This is a genomic window from Larkinella harenae (genome assembly GCF_054780515.1).
Genome location: NZ_BAAGWE010000002.1, coordinates 1,188,450 through 1,206,355 on the forward strand (window position 1 = coordinate 1,188,450; position 17,906 = coordinate 1,206,355).

7 protein-coding genes are annotated in these 17,906 nt (G+C 50.7%); all 7 read right to left on the reverse strand.

The window, feature by feature from the left end:
• Positions 1–451: 451 nt before the first annotated feature.
• The 7 genes from ACYVH9_RS15980 to ACYVH9_RS16010 all read right to left on the reverse strand — a co-directional run bounded on the left by ACYVH9_RS15980 (position 452) and on the right by ACYVH9_RS16010 (position 17,903).
• The gene (locus ACYVH9_RS15980; protein ID WP_460637368.1) at positions 452–5,692 is read right to left on the reverse strand and encodes an amino acid adenylation domain-containing protein; all 5,241 of its coding nucleotides are present in this window, start codon (positions 5,690–5,692) and stop codon (positions 452–454) included.
• Between the two features lie 8 nt (positions 5,693–5,700).
• A complete protein-coding gene (locus ACYVH9_RS15985; RefSeq protein WP_460637369.1) occupies positions 5,701–12,354 on the reverse strand; it encodes an amino acid adenylation domain-containing protein in 6,654 nt (2,217 codons plus the stop codon).
• A gap of 411 nt (positions 12,355–12,765) precedes the next feature.
• Complete coding sequence (locus ACYVH9_RS15990; RefSeq protein ID WP_460637370.1) at positions 12,766–14,016, reverse strand: glycosyltransferase family 4 protein; 1,251 nt, start codon at positions 14,014–14,016, stop codon at positions 12,766–12,768.
• A 148-nt stretch (positions 14,017–14,164) separates the two neighbouring features.
• Positions 14,165–15,052 (reverse strand): glycosyltransferase family 2 protein, encoded by an 888-nt coding sequence (locus tag ACYVH9_RS15995; protein WP_460637371.1) that lies wholly within the window; start codon positions 15,050–15,052, stop codon positions 14,165–14,167.
• Positions 15,053–15,064: 12 nt separating this feature from the next.
• Positions 15,065–15,589, reverse strand: a complete 525-nt coding sequence (locus tag ACYVH9_RS16000) for an LbetaH domain-containing protein (RefSeq protein ID WP_460637599.1) — start codon at positions 15,587–15,589, stop codon at positions 15,065–15,067.
• Complete coding sequence (locus ACYVH9_RS16005; RefSeq protein ID WP_460637372.1) at positions 15,585–16,715, reverse strand: glycosyltransferase family 4 protein; 1,131 nt, start codon at positions 16,713–16,715, stop codon at positions 15,585–15,587. The genes ACYVH9_RS16000 and ACYVH9_RS16005 overlap by 5 nt, the downstream gene beginning before the upstream one ends.
• 12 nt (positions 16,716–16,727) lie before the next feature.
• Positions 16,728–17,903 carry a glycosyltransferase gene (locus ACYVH9_RS16010; protein WP_460637373.1) on the reverse strand — a complete coding sequence of 392 codons (1,176 nt, stop codon included), beginning with the start codon at positions 17,901–17,903 and terminating at the stop codon, positions 16,728–16,730.
• Positions 17,904–17,906 lie beyond the last annotated feature (3 nt).

Consider the following 17,906-nt stretch of genomic DNA (forward strand, 5'->3'; position numbering starts at 1 on the left):
TATTACTTGACACACCAGTAAAACGCATCGGAACTATTCCGTATTAATCAAAACATTCGATACGTCTTTATTATAATCTTTGTGTGCCTATAAGAGAAGAAATCTGAATCCAAAAATAAGGTTAAATTCTCGAACCAAGAAAAAAAGTAACAAAAAAAAAAAAAAACAATAAAATATTCTCAGTTACAAATTACTGATGGAGACTTTATTGCCTATACAATTTAAATTTATTAGCAATTCCTTCTATAATCTTTAAAAAATTGATTACATTAAAATAAATAACCTTAGATCGCTCGTATTATTTGCCTTCTTTACGATCAGAATAGACAAAGATCGCGTTCGACGAAAAACAAAAAGCTGATTGAACGCCAATTATGTAATCAATCGGCATACAATCAGCTTTTATCACTCAAAACAATACAGTCTACTTTCAGACTAGATCAATTTCTTTTTAAGAACAATTATCTAGCACTTGCTGCAGTATTCTCGCAAACTCCTTATCATTCGGAGCGGTAAACAAGTTAAAGTGATCTCCAGGAACTTCATGGATATTTACACCTTTTAGCGCTAACGGTTTCCAGCCAAGAAACTCAAAATCTTTCTTGTAAGCTACCTGTTTTTTAGCCCGAAAAAGTGTAACTGTAATATCTTGTGGCTCCAGACGGTATTTCTGGGCCGCTATAATATTCATCTCGTTCACCTTATAATAGTTACCATGAAATACTTTAAGATAATCTTCATTGTAACGGATCCGGCGGTATAACTGGTTTACTTTTTGCTTTACTGAGTTCACTTTTTCCCGAATTGTATCGCCCGGATACTTGCGTAATAAAGTGAATATATACAACCGCTCTTTCAGCAACATTGTCGAGTCGCTCCACACACGTTTCAGCCACGGATCATAAGCATTAGACTGGTCGGCGTAGGAATCGAACATGGCCAGCATTTTCACCTCTTTGCCCTTTGCCTTGAGCTGTTTACTCATCTCATACGCGATGGTTCCGCCAAACGAGTAACCCGCCAGTGCGTAAGGTCCATCCGGATTTTTAGCCATGATGGCGTCGATGTAATAAGCGGCAATGGCCTCAATGCTGTCCAGCGGCTCGTCATCGCTATTGATCCCCTTCGCCTGGAGTCCGTATACCGGCTGATCGGGGTGCATGTTGATGGCCAGCGTGTTAAACAGCAGCACGTGCAGCCCCGCACCGTGGACGATATACAACGGCGTTTTGGTTCCCTGCGGCTTGATCGGCACCAGCGAATCCCAGGTAACCGACCGGCCATTCATGTGCAGCGTCGACGCCAGCTTTTCAACGGTGGGGTATTCAAACAGCATCGAGAGCGGCAGGCGTTTTCCGGTTTTTTTCTCCAGACGGGTCATTACCTGAACCGCGATCAGGGAGTGCCCGCCCAATTCAAAGAAGTTGTCGAGCACACTGATTTTCTCCAGCCGTAAACACTCCATCCAGATATCGGCAACCAGTTTTTCAACATCGGTCCGGGGAGCCATGAAACCGTTGCGGTTTTCGTCGGCTTCCAGCATCGGATCAGGCAGGGCTTTGCGGTCGATTTTTCCATTGGGCGTCAACGGCAGTTTCGCCATCACCACAAAATTGCTCGGAACCATGTAGTCCGGCAGGTGCTGCCGGATGTGATTTTTCCATTCCTGCAGCTGTTCGGCGGGCACCACCAGGTTATGCTTGAACGGATTGCGCGCAAAGTCATTCAGCGAAGCGTTCTCCAGCGTGATGGCCGCTGGTCGGGCTGGCACTTGCTGACTGCGGCTGTTCGGAATAAAGACAACATCCAGCAGGTTGTCGGCCCCGTCACTCGCCCAGCGTACGTGGGCGTTGAAGTTGTGCTTTTCGCCAACAGCCCACAACGTTGCCGGATTTACGTTAATCGGAGTAGCCGGTATACGGAACTTGGCATCCTTTAAAAGCGTCTCATCGCTCAGTCCGTCGATCATCTGGATCAGCGTGTGGTCGTCGGCTGTGCGGCTGTTGAATACGCTGCGCAGCTGCAAAACCGCCTGGGGCTGCTCAGCCAGTTTCCGCTCCAGGGCTTCCGGGGTCAGATCGGGCCGCCAGTCAATAACGATATCGGCTTCGGCAACTTCGGGCGACTGCCCAACATACAGCCAGATATCGTAGTGGTGCTTGGTCGTTTCGTTCAGGTATTTACCCTCCCGCAGCTGAATATCGACGCCAGAAATGGCAGGAATCGCTTGTGGCAGCGCGTAGAAGTAAGCCGGATCGGCCATGAATTCGTCCTCAATAAAGAGACGCCGGTCGACAATTTTTTTGAAATCAGCTACGGTATTTTCCGGTGATGAGCGCGGGAATTGATCGAAGGTATGGTGCATCCGGAGCGTACCTTTCCCTTGCATGTCACCAATGAAAATACAGCCACCGGGGGCCACCACCTTAACGGCTTCCTCAATTACCCGCTGCAAATAAGCGGTATCCGGAAAATACTGCGCCACACTGTGAATCAGCACCAGATCCAGCGACCCCGCCGGCACAGCGCTGAAGTCGTCGGCATTAGCCACGGCGGTTTTTACATTCCGCCATTTGGTTTTGTTCAACGCCAGCTTTTCCCGCAGGTTTTCAATGGCCGTCGGTGAATAATCGGACCCCACGTACAGGCTGGCTTCCGGAGCCAGTTCAAAAAGTAGCTGCCCCGCTCCGCAGCCCACTTCCATAATGCGCTGGGGCCGTAAGCGTTTGATCCGCCGGATGGACTGCTGAACCCAGTCATCAATCTCATCTTTGACGTCTTTTTTACCGCTCAACTGCTCGGCAATGGCCAGTTCCAGTACCTGCTCCGACGTTTCGCTGTCGTGGTCCACACCCACGTTGTAAATCATATCCCAGCGTTCCTGCCAGCTGGGGGCTTTATCGTTTGTGGCAATGGCTTCGGGAACCACATACGCCACCAGGACATTATCACCCGACCGGGTTTCGCGGGCAATCACCGCGGTTTCCTTGATGTCTGGAATGGTGCCAATGGCGTTTTCAATTTCACCCAGTTCAATCCGATGGCCCCGAACTTTCACCTGATGATCAATCCGGCCCAGGCACTGGATTTCGCCATTTTCCAAAAACCGTCCCAAGTCGCCGGTACGATACATCCGGCTGCCGGACGTTTGGCTGAACGGATTCTTCAAAAACCGCTCTTCGGTCAGATCCGGTCGATTCATATACCCCCGAGCCACCCCGTCACCGGCAATGAAGATTTCGCCCACCGTGCCGACCGACACGGGTTTCAGAAACTCATCCAGAATATAAACCTGCGTGTTGTGAACCGGCCGGCCTACCGTGATGAGTTCGCCCTTCGTAACCTTTTTAATCGTCGACCAAACCGTTGTTTCCGTCGGGCCGTATACATTCCACAACTCCGCGCATTTGGTCGTTAGTTTATCCGCCAGATCATCCGAAAGGGCTTCACCACCGGTCAATGCCTTTAGGGGCAAGGGTTGATCCCAGCCAATATCAAGCAACATCCGCCAGGTCGAAGGTGTCGCCTGCAACATGCTCACGTTTTCGGACCGAACCAGATCCAGCAACAGACGACCATCGCGGGTTACGGTCAGATCCACCAGCAGGATGCTGGCTCCAGCAATCAGGGGGAGGTATAGTTCCAGTCCCGCAATATCGAACGAAATCGTAGAAACCGCCAGCAACACATCGTTCTTGTCGATACCGGGTGCCACCTGCATACTCCACAGGAAGTTGATCAGGTTCCGGTGTTCGATCATCACCCCTTTCGGTTTTCCGGTCGATCCAGACGTGTACAGCACATACGCCAGATCCTGGCCCGAAACCCGGGTATCGGGTTGTTCAGCCGACTCGCCTTCCGACTCCTTGAGGGCTTTTTCAATCAACATTTCGGACGCCTGTCCCCGTAAGCGCCCTTTGTATTTTTCCGAGGTAATCAGCAGGTTGGCCGACGCATCGTTCAGCATAAAGGTAACGCGCTCCTGCGGATAAGCCGGATCCAGCGGCAGGTAAGCGGCCCCAGCTTTCAGAATCGCCAGCAGCGTAATGAGCATTTCCGGCGTACGATCCAGGGAAATTCCAACGATATCGCCTTTCTTGACGCCACTCCGGATCAGGTGATGAGCCAGCTGGTTCGCCGTTGCGTCCAGGGTCCGGTAACTGATCTCTTGTTTATAAAACCGTACCGCTGTTTTGTCCGGATACGTGGCAACGGTTTGGCTAATCAGTTCATGCAGCGGAATGTGCGCAGGATACGTAGCTTTCGTATCGTTCCACTGCGCCAGTTTCTCGGAAAGGCTATTCTCCGACGCAAATTTGATTTCACTAATCACCACCGCAGGATCAGCGACAACGGTTTTCAGGAGATTCATAAAATCGCCCATCATCCGGTTGATCGTCTCGGCGCTGAACAGCTGCGTATTGTAAGCACACTCCAGCGTCAGGGCTTTCTCCGAACCGGTGGCATTGAAGAAAATTTCGAAGTTTTCGTACTCTTTGGGGTGGCTGATCAGCTCGTGCGTCAACCCGTGAAACTGAACACCGTCGTTCATCCCCATATCAATGTTGAACACAATCGGCACCAGCGGAATTCGCGAAGCGTCGCGTGGGATATTCAATTTTCGCACCAAGTCGCTGAACGTTAGCCGCTGGTGTTCATAAGCATCAAACACCGATTGACGGCATATTTTCAAAAAGTCAGCAAACTTTTGGTTTGGCTCCAGATGGCTCCGCAACGGCAACAGGTTGACGCAGTGCCCCACCAGCCGGTTGTTGCCCGTGATGGATTGGCCAGCCGCCGGTAAGCCCACCACAATATCCTCCTGTCCAGACAACCGGTGCAGCAGCACTTCAAAAGCCCCCAATAAGGTTGTCACAAAACTGCACCCCGCCTTCAAGCCCATTTTTTTGATGGCCTGCACAAATTCGCTGTCCATCGGAAAATCCAGGCGCTGGCTCTTGAAAGTGCGGGCTGCGGGCCGCGGAAAGTCCGTCGGAAGGTCAAAAACCGGTATATTATCCTTGTATTTGTTGATCCAGAAGTTTTCAACGCGCTGGTATTCGGCACTCTGGGCAAACTGGAGTTGCTCAACGGCATAATCCGCGTAAGAAGGCGCGTCGGGCAACAAGACGGGCAGGTTCTGGGCATATGCTGAATACAATGCACTTAAATCGAGCAATATGGCTCCCATCGACCAGCCATCCCGCGTGCTGTGGTGCGACGTTAAAACCAGCCGAAACTCGTCTTCCGCCAGCTTAAACAAGGCCGTCCGCAACAGGGGACCGTTTTGCAGATCAAATACATAACCCGTTTCCTGTTGTACATACTCGGCTATCAGGGTTTCTTTTTCCGTAATCGTTTGGGCAGAGAGATCCTGATAGGCCAGCTTGATGGGCAGTTCTTTCAGAATGCAGAGGCTTTCACCGTCGGCACTGAATAGCATCCGCAGCGATTCGTGCCGATTCACCAGCGTCTGGATAGCTCGCTCCAGCGCGGTCCGGTCAAGAGCACCCCGGAAGCGCAACGAGGTAAGCATGTTATACGACCGGGTGGCCTTATCGCCCCCCAGCAAACAGGCTGTCCATATTTCTTTTTGCGGCTCCGTAGAGGGAGCAACACGGACTATTTCCGGTCCGGCAAAGGGATCAAAATCAACGGTTGTTGCGTTGGGGATAGGTAGAGTTTCAAGCATCACATCTATTATCGTTTTAACTGTAAATATTTCCCCGGCTGTTCGGGATCAGCAATGAACCAGGCCGGATTACCATCCCGGTCGCGGCCCAATCGAGCATCCGGTACAGGTGGTTCGTTAAAAGAATACGAAACGTTGGGGGTCTCGTTGACAGGTATGGCTTTGGGTATTGATGTAAAGATTTCGGCCTCGATCATTTCCTGAATGCTCTCGTAGAACAATTTGATGACCAGCTCTACTTCTGCATCCGTGTGGGCTTCGGTGATGAAACACGGAAAACCGTCCCAGATGTGAATGCCTTTTTCGCGCATCAGTACGAAGATCAGCTCACTATACGGTATTTCTTCCTTTGGTTTAATTTTCCAGAGAGAACCAAACTGGGCCACATACAACGGGATCTGGTGCCGTTCGAACTCGGCGTTCAGGGCGTTGGCAATTCGTTCGGCTTTGCGGGTAAGCCCTTTCTGCAATTCCGGGCCCGCTTCTTTCAGGTGAAGCAGCGACGCTTTGGCCGTGGCCAGCGCCAACGGATGCCGCACAAACGTACCGGCAAAATAGGTCACACCTTTTTCGGGAAACGAATTATCGCCGTATTGCCAGAAACCGCCGTCGAGCACATCCAGATAGTCTTTGTCACCGGCAATGATGCCAATGGGAATTCCACCGCCTACCACTTTTCCGTAGGATGCCAGATCGGCTTTGATGCCAAACATGGCCTGCGTACCACCGGGGTGCATCCGGAAACCCGTGATCACCTCGTCAAAGATCAGGGCTGTACCGGCAGCCGCCGTAATTTTCCGGACTTCTTTCAGAAACTCAACTGGCACAAATTCCGGCCGACGGCTTTGGACGGGTTCAACCAGCACAGCGGCTAATTCGTGCGCCCGCTCCCGGATAATTCGCAAGCTTTCATCCGTCCCGTAATCCAGAATCAGCATGTTCTGCACCGACTCCGGCATGATGCCCGGAGCAGCCGGGAACGACTTCAGTTTCTTGGTTCCACGCACGATAACTTCATCCACAATACCGTGGTAGGAGCCCGTAAATGCCACAATCAGCGACCGGCCCGTTACCGTTCGGGCAATCCGCATGGCCCCCAGCACAGCCTCCGATCCCGTGCTGCACAAAGCCGCCCGCTCGAAGCCGGTAAACTCACAGATCAAGCGGCTCACCTCGCCCGCCAGCACATGCTGCGGCCCGATTTCGAACCCGTTTTCGATCTGGTTGTATAGGGCTTCTTTGACAAATTCGGGCTGGTAGCCGAACATGTTTGAGCCAAAACCGTTGAGCATGTCGATGTATTCGTTGCCATCGAGGTCCCACAGGCGGCTGCCTTTTGATTTATTGATAACAATGGAGTAAACCAGTTCTTTGGTCAACGGTTTGAAGCCCGTGACCACCCGTGGGTCGGCCATGTGGGCCCGGTTTTCCTGCGTATAGTTTTTGCTGCCGGCGGTTTTCTGATTGTACCGTTTCGTGAGTTGTTCCAAAAACGCTTTTTGTTTCGGGCTCATCTCAGTAACCTGCCGTTCGATCCGGGCGCTGGCTCCAAACGGTTTTTTGATTTCAACCTCTTCTTCCGGCGTTAAATCCGGTTTTTTGATGGCAACGGTTTTGCCATTGACAGCGGCCGGAACCGTCGCTGGGGCACTAACCGGCAGGCTCGCTGGTTGCCCATCCTGCATCAGCGCAATCTGTTTGGCCAGAATCTGCACCTGCTGAGCCATCAGATCCAGCACCGATGCGTTCGTAACATTCCCCATCGCAACAACGGGCGGAGCTGCAACAACGGGCATCGGTTGCGGGGCTACGGGCTGGGGCTGGGCTGCGGGTTGCGGCTCGTAAGCACCGGCGGGCAGGTTCTGATCGAGATACCCCACAACCGCATCAATCGTTGCGTATTCTTCGTTCAACTGCCGGAACGTAATGGGTAACCCGAACTCTTTCTTCAGCGTCAGCGATACTTGCGTCAACAGCAACGAATCAAGTCCCATTTCCAGGAAGCTCATGTCGGGCGTTACACCCTCCATCTCAACGCCGGAAGCATCTTCCAGCATTTCTCTGACTTTATTCAGCAGGACCTCTTTTCTCATGATACGATTAATAGGATGGGGAAGACTCTCGGCCGCCCTCTCAGGCACGTCCTGAGCCACCGGCGCATGTAATGGATAGGAATTTGACGCCACCGGAACGATCGGATCGACCCAGTAACGTTTTCGGTCAAAAGCGTAGGTTGGCAGCGTCAGCTTAACGCGGGGCTGGTCTTTGTGAAGCGCTTTCCAGTCTGGCGTCAGGCCGCTGATCCATAGCTGCCCCAGGGCATTCAGCACGGCCTCGTATTCGGTCTGAGCTCCTTTTTTATCCAGACTCGTTACGATATTCGCCGACCGAGACGCAACCTGCTGGCGCGCAAACGTCGTTGTGGCATTACCGGGTCCAACCTCCATCAAAATCGGTTGATGGTGCGCAGCGATGGTTTCCAGTGCATCGGCAAACCGCACGGTCAACCGCAGGTGTCGTGCCCAGTAATTCGGCTCCGTCGCCTGTACTTCGGTCATCAATTCACCACTAACGGTTGACACTATACGCATAGACGGTTTTGCCAGGCTGACCTCCTCGACCACCTTCTTGAACTCCGCTACAATAGGCTCCATCATCACCGAATGGAAGGCATGGCTCGTCATCAACACCCGGTTCGGAATGCCTTGGGCGTCCAGCACGGATGCGAAGGCCGCAATGTCTTCATCATGTCCGGCCACCACGCACAACTTCTGGCTGTTGATGGCCGCAATGGACAGCGGTTCGGGCATCAGCGCCCCAATTTTTTCGGCTTCCAGCCGGACGGAAAGCATGCTTCCGCGCGGTAGCTCGCTCACCAGCCGCCCCCGAACGGCGATCAGTTTCAGCGCATCGGCCAAGGAAAAAACACCCGCCAAATGAGCCGCCACAAATTCACCAATGCTGTGCCCTACCAAGATGGTGGGCCTAACACCCCAGCTCATCCACAATTTCGCCAGCGCATATTCTGTAACGAACAGAGCCGGTTGCGTAAAGCGCGTATTCTTTAAAATTTCTTCGGCTTTAAAATTGGTATCTTCCGGATAGATGATCTGCCGAATGTCGGCTTCGAGGTGCGTAGTGAGCAATTGGGCACATTCATCAATCGCCTGTCGGTAAACGGGTTCCTTTTCATAAAGCTCACGGCCCATGTTCAGGTACTGCGATCCCTGTCCAGGAAACATGAAAACCACCTCACCTGGCAAGTCCCGAATTGATTTGGCTTCCGCTGCGCCCCCTTTGTCAACCCCTAATTTTTCTACCAACCCTTCCGGCGTGGAGGACACGGCAAACCGTCGGTGGGCAAAAGCGGCCCGCGTTGTTTGCAGTGTAAAGGCAACGTCGGCCAAGTCCAGCTGGCGGTTTTGCGCCACATGATTCGCCAACAACCGCGCGTATTGCTCCCGGCTGGTTGTCGACTTGGCCGACCAGGTAATCAATTGGGGAACACGGTTTTCTGACCCTGTCATCTCAACGGCCTCGGCAACCGGATATTCTTCCAGCACGACATGGACATTGGTACCGCCCACACCGAAAGAACTGACGCCCGCCCGGCGCAGACTAGCCGTTGATGACCAGTCGGTTAGCTCCGTGTTAACAAAAAACGGACTGTTCCCAAAATCAATTGCGGGGTTCGGCGCGGAATAGTGGATCGAAGCCGGAAGCTGCCGATGATGCAGGGACAACACGGTTTTAATGAATCCAGCCACCCCAGCCGCCGTGGTTAAATGCCCCATGTTGCTTTTAACGGAACCAATGGCGCAAAACTGCTGCGTAGCCTGGTCACCAAACGCTATTTTCAATCCTTCGATTTCGATGGGATCTCCGATGGGGGTGGCCGTTCCGTGGGCTTCCACGTAGCTGATGGTCGACGGAGCTACCTGCGCATCCTGAAGCGCCATCGCAATGGCACCGGCCTGCCCTTCGGCATTCGGCGCGGTAAAACTGCCTTTGCCGCTGCCATCGTTATTGACGCCGACCCCCCGGATGATGGCATAAATGGTATCGCCATCCTGCTGGGCAGCCTCCAGGCTTTTCAGCAACACAATGCCAGCTCCATCGCTGAACACTGTTCCCCTGGCATCAGCACTGAAGGGACGGCAATGCCCGTCGTTACTCAGCATGGCTCCTTCCTGATACAGATAGCCGCTGTTGATCGGTTGTGCAATGGCTACACCACCGGCCAGCGCCATATCACACTGCCCACTCCGAATGCTATCAACCGCCTGCGCAATAGCCAACAGTGAGGTTGAACAAGCGGATTGAACCGTTACTGCCGGCCCACGCAGGTTGAGCGCATAAGCTGTACGGGAAGCAACGTAATCTTTCTCGTTGGCGGTCATCACCTGAAAGGCGCCCACCTTTTCAATCCGTTCAGTATGGGGTAAAACGTTGGTATAATAGTAGGTGTTATTGCGACAGCCGCCGAAAACGCCAATTGAACCATCGTAGGTCTGTGGCTCATACCCAGCGCTTTCCAACGCTTCCCAGGCAATTTCCAGAAAAATCCGGTGTTGCGGATCCATCAGTTCCGCCAGGCGAGGGTTGATCGAAAAAAATGCCGGATCAAACTCAGCGGCATTATTGATGATTCCCCGCGCTTTTACGTAATCCGGATCATGGCGCAAACCGTTCGGAATGGATTGATCCAATTCCTCTTCTGTGAAAAAATGTGTGGTTTCGCGGCCATTTTTCAGAATGTTCCAGAACGCGTCAATCGAATCGGCACCCGGAAAACGACCCGCCATGCCGATTACCGCAATCTCCTGGTTACCTATTCCTTCTTTCACTTTCAACGGTTTTCGAACCGTCTGATTTTCCGTTCCCAGAAAAGCAGCCAATCTTTTTACGGTGGGTTGTTGATACAATTGGGTGATCGAGATCGTATAACCAAACCGTCTCTTCAAAATCGTGATGGCTGAAATTGCCAGTAACGAATTACCACCTAGTTCGAAGAAATTGTCCTCCGCTCCTACTTTGTCCAGTTGCAGCAATTCAGCCCAGACTCCCGCTATATTTCTTTCGGTCTGTGAGGTCGGCGCCAGGTACAATGTTGACAGTGATGACCGCTCAATTTCCGGTTTCACCAAAGCTTGCCGGTCAATTTTGCCGTTGGCAGTTAAGGGCAGTTCCGGCAATTGAACCAGCAACGAAGGCAGCATGTACTCCGGCAACCGGGCGGCCAGGTAACCCTTTAAAACCGCTTGGTCAACCTCTTTATCGACCACTACATAAGCGATCAGCCGTTGCCCCGCATTCTGGTCGTCCTGCGCCAGCACAACACCCTGACGAACGAGCGGGTGCGTTTCCAAAACCGTTTCAATTTCACTGAGCTCAATCCGATGTCCCCTGATTTTTACCTGGTTATCCAGCCGCCCAATGAATTCGATGTTGCCATCGGCCAGGTACTTGCCCGAGTCGCCGGTTTTGTACAATCGGTCACCGGGCAGCTTGCTGAACGGATTGGCCATAAATTTCTCCGCCGTTAACTGCGGATTATTAAGATAGCCCCGGGCGACGCCCACACCACCAATGCAAATTTCGCCGGTAATGCCGGTGGGTGTCTGGCTCCCGTTTTCGTCTACGATGTACACCTGTGCGTTGCCAATGGGCTTTCCGATCGGCACGGGTTGTTCGGGGGCCAGCTCTTTCGAGTACCGGTATTGAACCGCGCTTATTGTAGCTTCCGTTGGGCCATATTTGTTATAAAACTGCACCAGCGGAGCCCAGGCTTTTGCCAGTTCGGGCGGGCAGGTTTCGCCGGCGGCTACTACACGCTTCAAAAATCCGTACTGAGCGGCCGGAATAAACCGCAACAGGCTGGGCGTTGTATGAAGGTGTGTTATGTTTTGTGTTTGCAGCAAGTCGGCCACTTCATCCGGATTGAACAAAGCCTCTTTCCGAATCAATACCAGGGCAGAACCGTTACAGAGTGCCAGAAAAATCTGCTCCGTGGCGGGGTCAAAGGCATAATTGCTCGTCTGAAGGATGGCGTCGTTCGGCTGAATGTCAAATTCCTTCGACTGATGTTGGATATAATTGCTTAGGCTGTGGTGCTCAATCATCACCCCTTTCGGGCGGCCCGTCGACCCCGACGTGTAGATCACATAAGCCAGGCTATCGGGAGCAATCAAATCAGCTACGGGCATCTTCGATTCGCGGTCAATCAGCGCCCAATCATCGGACAGGCAGATCAAAGTCTGGCCATCGGCTATTCCAGCCAGCATCTTTTTAGTCTGACTGTCTGTAACCGCTACCCGGCTCCCAACGTCCGACAACATATACCGAATTCGATCAGCGGGATATTCAGGATCAATGGGAACGTACGCTCCACCAGCTTTCAGGATGGCCAGAATCCCGATAATCATTTCCAGTGAGCGATTGACGCAAATGGGAACGAGCACTTCCCTATGGACCCCACGGTTTTTCAGATAGTGCGCCAACTGATTCGCCTTCTCGTCGAGCTGTTGGTAGCTAATCTGCTCACCATTAAAAGTAATGGCTACCCGTTCAGGGTTCTGCTGGACCTGCTCCGTAAACAAGCCAATTACGGATTTGTCGGTCCAAACCGATTGGGTATTCGTATCGTATATCGTTCCCATCATGATCAATTCTTCGTACCCGTAACGATACGTTTATTAATGCTATTGAAACCTAAAAAAGCTATTACGCTGAAATAAATTTAAAAAGTTTCAATACTAACGTTGGAGTATATACGACTCTGTTTTAAAATACCTTTTGGAATACTAATCAGTAGCTGGCGCCAGTAATAAGCAGCATCTTCAAGTTTGTATAGCTTAGCAAAATAAAGAATGTCTGCTAAACGTAGTATTGTTCACAAGTAGGTAATCTTAATAGAGCATCTAAATATACGCTACAATCCAACATTATTTACTTAAGAGACACAACTTTGTTTTCTTAATTTAGTAAATGGTAGAAACCAAGTAATTATTTAAGAATTATTTACCAACACAGCGCTTTACCAGTGAGTTAACTTCTATGTCAACCCACTATTCTCACGCTGTTACAGTCTGATAAACACCTTCAAAAAATAACTCGTTTATTTCGTGAAACAAGGCTCCTAACACAACTTCGCGATCGAATTGATGCACATAAGCAACCGCATTTGCTTCGTACTGGGCAAACCGTGTTTTGTCCTGTAAATAAGAATCTAATAGGGTCTGCATCAGACCGATATCCGTAATATCCGATGACATCCCCAATTCATTCTCCGTGACGACTTTATAAATTTCCGATTCACTACCCGCAGCAACGAAGATCAATTTCCGTTTTGCCATTATACCCAGTAATTTTGACGGAAAATAAGCATCGCCGGAATCTTTTTTCTGCGATAGAAAAACAATGTCAACATCGCACAGAAAGCTATAATAATCGTCCTGAGATAAAAAATCAATGAATTGGACATTTGTAGCTCCTTTCTGTTTCGCGTATGATTTCAGATTATTACGGTCGCCCCCTGAACCGATAATTAGAAAAATAACATCCTCTCTATCCTTGTATTTTTCGCTTAGATCAACCAAGGACGACAGACTTTGCTTAACCCCCACATTGCCCGCATATCCTATGATTGTCTTGCCTTTATACTGAGGAAACTTCCGGTAAAAATCTCCGGGAATACCTTTACTTTTGGCATCTTTAACATCAATCCAGTTAGGCCATAAGTACACTTTGTTTTCAGAAGCGTCTTTTTGCTTAATAATGTCAACCATTGCCGTTGATATGGAAGTTACCAAATCGGCTTCCCGGTAAGTATACCGCTCGGCTTTATCCATGATCTTAAAGATTGGTGATTTACTAAGCATGCCCAATGATTGGGCGGCATCCAGTTGTAAATCCTGAACGTTAATAATTAGTTTACTTTTCCATATTTTCTGAAAAAGTACACCGATAAGGCCTAGGTTAATTGGGGTCGTAAACAACACAATAACATCGTGGCGGCCTGCACGCAAAAAATTAAAGAAAACAAAAATTAAAAAGGTTATTTCCTGCAGTATTCTGGTTAGAGCCGTTACCTTTTTAGGGATGTACAAATAACCCCTCAGTACTTTTATATTTTTGTAAAAATCCGTTCGGAATAATTTGCCTTTATCTTCTGGTCTTTTTTCCCATTTTGGATACCACGAAAAGCCGGTAACCACAGTAACTTCATGCCCCTGTTCTGCGGCATAGGTAGCAAAATCGGTTGAGTATAACGAAATACCACTATGATCGGGGGCAAAGGTCATACTGCTTACTAATACTTTCATGGTCTTGCAATTAAGATTATGGGACACAACTCACTGCCTGTACAAAGCACGTATTGGAAAGCCGATGATTGAATGTCACCCATCAGCTCCGTTTGGTTAGTAAAAATTGAATTTATTGCCGAAGAGCCGGACCCTGATCCGATCAGGATTACTCCAGCACCTCCGATGTTTCTGGGTTTGGCAACGGCAAAACGGTATTTTTCTCCGCCTGCATCTCCCGGATTTTACAATACATCTGGGTAAAATAGGACATCTTTAGAATAGCAAACGCGAGTCCCCGGCTGCCATCCCGAAAACCACCCATGAGAAAAAAGCTGACGAAAAAATAGATGGGTCCCAGAAAGGGCGTACGCATTAACCCGTATTTAATCCGTTGCATCCAGGTCCATTGCTGGACGGATTTTGTGTCACTCGTCAGCTTCAGAAAGCGGGCCGCTTCCCAACTTGAATACTCATTGTGTTTCGTAACGTAATACGAAACTCCCCGATAATCCTGGTGATCGATTTTGCTCCGGATGGTGCCGATTGGCCCGTTCAAAACCGGATGTTCGTGCACTTCCATATCCAGTTTGCTCCACTGCTCCTCGTCTATTTTTTCGTATTCACCCGCCCCCACCTGAAACAACGCCAGCTTGTGCAGAAAATAGCCGCCTTTATTTTCTTTGCCCATGAAGTAGATGGTGTACCGCAGCCAATAACCGACGGTGCCGTCGTTCTGCTGCAGTTTTTGCCGCAGCTCTTCCTTAAAAGCAGGAGTCAGAAACTCGTCGGCATCCAGAAACAACACCCATTGCGTAGTAGGCGTATGATTCCGAAGGTACCAGTTTCGCTTCTTGGGAAATCGTCCATTCCAATCAAAGGTAATGACTTCTGCCCCGTAGGTCTGCGCAATTTCCTGGGTGCGGTCGGTGCTGCCCGAATCGATGACGACCACGTGTTTTGCCAGATCAGAGCCAATGGCAGCCAGACAGGTCGGCAGGTTTTTCTCTTCGTTCCGAACGGGAATAGCGATGGTTAAATCAAGAGGCATTGTCATGATACGAACAGATTAGTGGGCCGGATTACCTTTGACAACTGTGTGAGCGGCTACATTTTTGGTTACTACACTGCACGCACCGACGATGGCATGTTCGCCAATTGTAACGCCCGGCATCAGGAAGGCACGTGCTCCGATAAAAGCATGCGCATCAATGGTTATGGGCATCGTTATCAGGTTTTTTGCGGGTTGGTCAAACGCATGGGTGCCGGTGCAGATATACACTTCCTGCGCTACCGTGGCATGCTCTTTTATTTCGATTTTCCCCAGCGAATACGCGTTGGCGCGATCCCCCAAACAGGCCCGGTCGTGCATAATCAGATTCCAGGGAATCTGAATGCGGGCCCGCTGGTGAACAAAGGGACGACCCGTTAGCCGAGCACCGAAAGCTTTCAGCCAGAAAAGCCGCCAGGGGTTGGCAGGTTTGGGGGTCCATGAACACAAGATAAGCCAGCAGTATTCCCAAACGAGCAGCTTGATCCGGTCGCTCAACGCCCAGGGACTATCGTATGCTGATGCCTGTTTATGAATGCTAATCATTTTCCTGAAAAGACAGTTTATTGAAATCCCCTAAAAGCTGCCGGGCCACTACCGGCAGCGAGTAATCGACCGAAACTCCTTTCGCTTCCTGCGACAGTGATTGCAGCAAGTCGTCGTTCATCATCAGTTTCGCAAGCGATTGCCGCAATTCATCCGTCTGATCAACCGCTTCGTGATCATAACAAAGCCCGTTCTTTCCATCGACGATAAAATCATTGAAGCAGTCCAGTTTCGACACCACCGGGACAGCCCCGTACGCCATTGCTTCTCTGGGTGCAACCGGGGCGGCATCGCCACTGCCCTGCTGAGCCGGATAGCAGAATACGCTCGCCCGGGCGTAGTAATCCTTTAGCTCGTCTTCATCATAAACAGAGCCTACGAACTCAACAGCCGAATTTTTCGCCAGATTCAGTAATTGGTTATAATACCCCTCTCCTCCGCCCCCGGCTTTGTATTCAAACGGCCCGACAATCACCAATTTCCAGTCGGCAGTCAGCGTCTGATCCATTGCCAGGAAGGCTTCGATCAAGACGTGGACACCTTTTTCGGGGTGAATTCGTCCAACAAAAAGAACCATTTTTTCCCGCCGGGCCGGAATTGCTTTTATGGTGAATGGAATTGGATTAGGGATGTAGGAAACGTTAGCGTGAAAAGCAGCCGGAATTTCCTCCTTTATAGCGTGACAAATGGCTGGCGAACATCCTCGTAACAGTCCTACTCCCGCTTTTACATAAAATTTCATTTGCCCTTTCGGCACCCGCTGCACGTCGATGTACGTTTTTTTACGCCGACTAGTGGGCAACAATAAGGGGGCCCAGAAGGTATTCGTAACGATCACGTCGATATCGCGGGGAATTTTCTGCACCGCCCGCAGGGAATACAGCAAATCCAGGTATTTCAGCTTCAGAAGCGAAGCCGGTGTATCATATCCCGGAATCCGAACATAATTAACGCCTTTTTGCTCTTCGCGATCCGGTAAATCGGCGTGCGAACGGCTGATATGAGTAACCTCGTGCCCCATCTCCGCAAACTCCTGCCCGATCTGATACCAGATTTTTTCAACGGCTCCCCCCTGGATAGCCGGAACCGGCAGAAAGGCTCCCTGTATAATGGCAATGCGCATCTTGAAAACTAGCTAGTTGGTAATCGGTGTAGATTGAGAAAAAACGCTTACCATGTTTTCGGCGGCCTGCGATACCGTAAAATAATGGTCGAATGTTCGTCGTGCCCGTTCGCTCATTCGCTCCTTTTGCAGGGTAGTTCGCGAAACCCACTGTTTCAGCAGTTGATAAGCACCTTCCTCCGTATCCTTTTCGACGAGCCCGGCGTTTTCCTGGACAATTTCCCGCCAGATATTGACCTGATTTGAAATCAGAACCGGCTTCCCACAAGCCAGGGCCTCAACCACGGCAATTCCGAAATTTTCCTGATGACTGGGCAGCACAAAGGCTTCACTGGAATAGAATGCACCCCATTTTGCATCGCCACTCAGCATTCCCGGAAACAGAATATTCTGATCGGCAGCAGCCAGCGTCACAACGTCCTGTCCAAAAGGGGTCTCCAGTTCCGGACCGGCAATCACCAGTTGGGGTAGATTTACGCCTTCCGCCTTTAGCCGGAGATAAGCTTTTACCAGCAAATCCACTCCTTTCTTTACGTGGATTCGGCTGATAAACAACAGAAAAGGTCCGGTTAACCCCGGGCACTTTTGCAAAAAAGCCTCCTGCATCCCGGCAGTAAAAACCGGAGGATTTTCAACTCCGAGACCAACTACTTTTTCTGATTTGGGCGCATACGGCTTAAACGGTTCGCGCGCCAGCCGCTTTTCAGTTTCCGACGTAAACAGCAACCCATCGGCACTGTTTACGATCCGGCGCTCGGCAAACCGCCAGAAAAACCGATTCCGGAGGGCTTTCAGCCGACGCCCGGTCGCCCGCTGAAACCACGGGTCCAGCATCCCGTGGGGCATAACGTACAGCATCGGCTTCTCGGTTTTCAATTCGTTCCAGACGTTGTAAACCGCGTACGTATGGTAGTGCCAGAGACCGTGCACCACAACCGCATCGTACTGATGCAGGTGCGCTTTCAGCCAGGTCCACAGAGCCGGTGAATATTGCCAGGGCGTTTTGGCAGGCCCGGTTGCATAAACCGGAAAAGGGAGCTCGCGCAGATAATCCGCTTCAGGATCGGCTAGGCACACCACCTCGTTCACTACGGCCCGCTGCGAAAGCCCTTCTATGATGGTTTTGAGTGCCTGACTCGTTCCCCCAATTTTCGGATCCAGACCGGATATAACGTGTAGGATACGCATCGC